General features: G+C 67.1%; 2 protein-coding genes. Both read right to left on the bottom strand.

Annotation, left to right across the window (positions count from 1 at the left end; all coding sequences use genetic code 11):
* The coding region (gene ureC, locus VFL64_RS10800; RefSeq protein ID WP_489540379.1) for an urease subunit alpha at positions 1-1,670 on the bottom strand (1,670 nt) is incomplete at its 3' end.
* 124 nt (positions 1,671-1,794) lie between these two features.
* On the bottom strand, positions 1,795-2,077 hold a 283-nt coding region (locus tag VFL64_RS10795), incomplete at its 5' end, for an urease subunit beta (protein ID WP_489540378.1).

The raw sequence follows: 2,077 nt of genomic DNA, 5'->3' as shown, positions 1-2,077 counted from the left end.
TCGCAGGTGAGCAGCTGGCCATCGGCGCGCACCTCGTAGGTCTGCGGGTCGACCTCGATCTTGGGCGTGAAGCCGTTGTGGATCATGTCGGCCTTGCCGATGGTGCGTGTGTTGCGCACGGCGGCCACGCGGCGCTTGAGGCCCAGCTGGTCGGCCACGCCCAGGTCGACGGCGGCCTGCGACACGAAGGTGATGCAGGTGTTGTCCATGGCCGAGCCGAAGCTCGCGAACATGGGCCGGTAGTGCACCGGCTGCGGCGTGGGGATTGACGCGTTGGGGTCGCCCATCGCCGCCGCGGCGATCGCGCCGCCCTTCAGGATGAGTGAAGGCTTCACGCCGAAGAAGGCCGGCTTCCACACCACCAGGTCGGCCAGCTTGCCCACCGCCACCGAACCCACCTCGTGCGAGATGCCTTGCGTGATGGCCGGGTTGATCGTGTACTTGGCGATGTAGCGCTTGACGCGGAAGTTGTCGTGCCGCGCGCTGTCTTCGGGCAGCGTGCCGCGCTGCTGCTTCATCTTGTCGGCCGTCTGCCAGGTGCGGATGATCACCTCGCCCACGCGGCCCATGGCCTGGCTGTCGGACGACATCATCGAGAACACGCCGACGTCGTGCAGGATGTCTTCGGCCGCGATGGTCTCGCGGCGGATGCGGCTTTCGGCGAAGGCCAGGTCTTCGGCGATGGAGGCATCGAGGTGGTGGCACACCATCAGCATGTCGAGGTGCTCGTCGATGGTGTTGACCGTGTAGGGCATGGTCGGGTTGGTCGACGAGGGCAGCACGTTGGGCAGGCCCGCGCACTTGATGATGTCGGGCGCATGCCCGCCGCCCGCGCCTTCGGTGTGGAAGGTGGCGATGGTGCGGCCCTTGAAGGCGGCGATGGTGTCTTCGACGAAGCCCGATTCGTTGAGCGTGTCGGTGTGGATGGTGATCTGCACGTCGTGCCGCTCGGCCACGCTCAGGCAGTTGTCGATGGCCGCGGGCGTGGTGCCCCAGTCCTCGTGCAACTTGAGGCCGTAGGCGCCGGCTTCGATCTGCTCGTCGAGCGCGCCGGGCAGGCTCGCGTTGCCCTTGCCCTGGAAGCCCAGGTTCATCGGGAAGCTCTCGGCCGCCTTGAGCATCTGGTGGATGTGCCACGGCCCCGGCGTGCAGGTGGTGGCGAAGGTGCCGGTGGCGGGGCCGGTGCCGCCACCGAGCATGGTGGTCACGCCGCTCATCAGCGCTTCTTCGATCTGCTGTGGGCAGATGAAGTGGATGTGGGTGTCGATGCCGCCGGCGGTGATGATGTTGCCCTCGCCAGCGATGATCTCGGTGCCCGGGCCGATGACGATGTCCACGCCCGGCTGCACGTCGGGGTTGCCGGCCTTGCCGATGCCGCTGATGCGCCCGGCCTTGATGCCGATGTCGGCCTTGACGATGCCCCAGTGGTCGATGATCAGCGCGTTGGTGATCACGGTGTCGGCCACGTCCTTGGCCAACCGCTGGCTCTGGCCCATGCCGTCGCGGATGGTCTTGCCGCCGCCGAACTTGACCTCTTCGCCGTAGGTGCCGGCGGCGAGGGTGTAGTCCTTCTCCACTTCGACCAGCAGGCCGGTGTCGGCCAGGCGCACGCGGTCGCCGGTGGTGGGGCCGAACATTTCGGCATAGGCGCGTCGTGTGATGGTTGCCATGGTTCGTGTTCTCTTGTCAGTTCTCAGTCCGTTCGGCCTGAGGTATCGAAGGCGTGCTCAGATCGGCGCGGGCCTTCGATACCTCAGGCTGAGCGGGTGGAGGTGTGCGAACAGGACGAGGGTTTCAGAGTGACCCCTGAACGAGCCCGCGAAACCCATACACCTTGCGCTCCCCCGCAAAGTCCACCAGCTCCACCGTCCGCTGTTGCCCCGGCTCGAAGCGCACCGCGGTGCCCGAGGCGATGTTGAGCCGCATGCCGTGGGCGGCCTTGCGGTCGAAGCGCAGCGCCGCGTTGGTCTCGGCGAAGTGATAGTGCGAGCCGACCTGGATCGGCCGGTCGCCGCTGTTTTCGATCACCAGCGTGAGCGTGCGGCGCCCTGCGTTGAGCACGTGGTCGGGGCCGTCG

The sequence above is a fragment of the Rhizobacter sp. genome (assembly GCF_035702065.1).
In the GTDB taxonomy this organism is placed as follows: Bacteria; Pseudomonadota; Gammaproteobacteria; order Burkholderiales; family Burkholderiaceae_C; genus Rhizobacter.
This window is presented reverse-complemented; position numbering and strand designations above follow the sequence as displayed.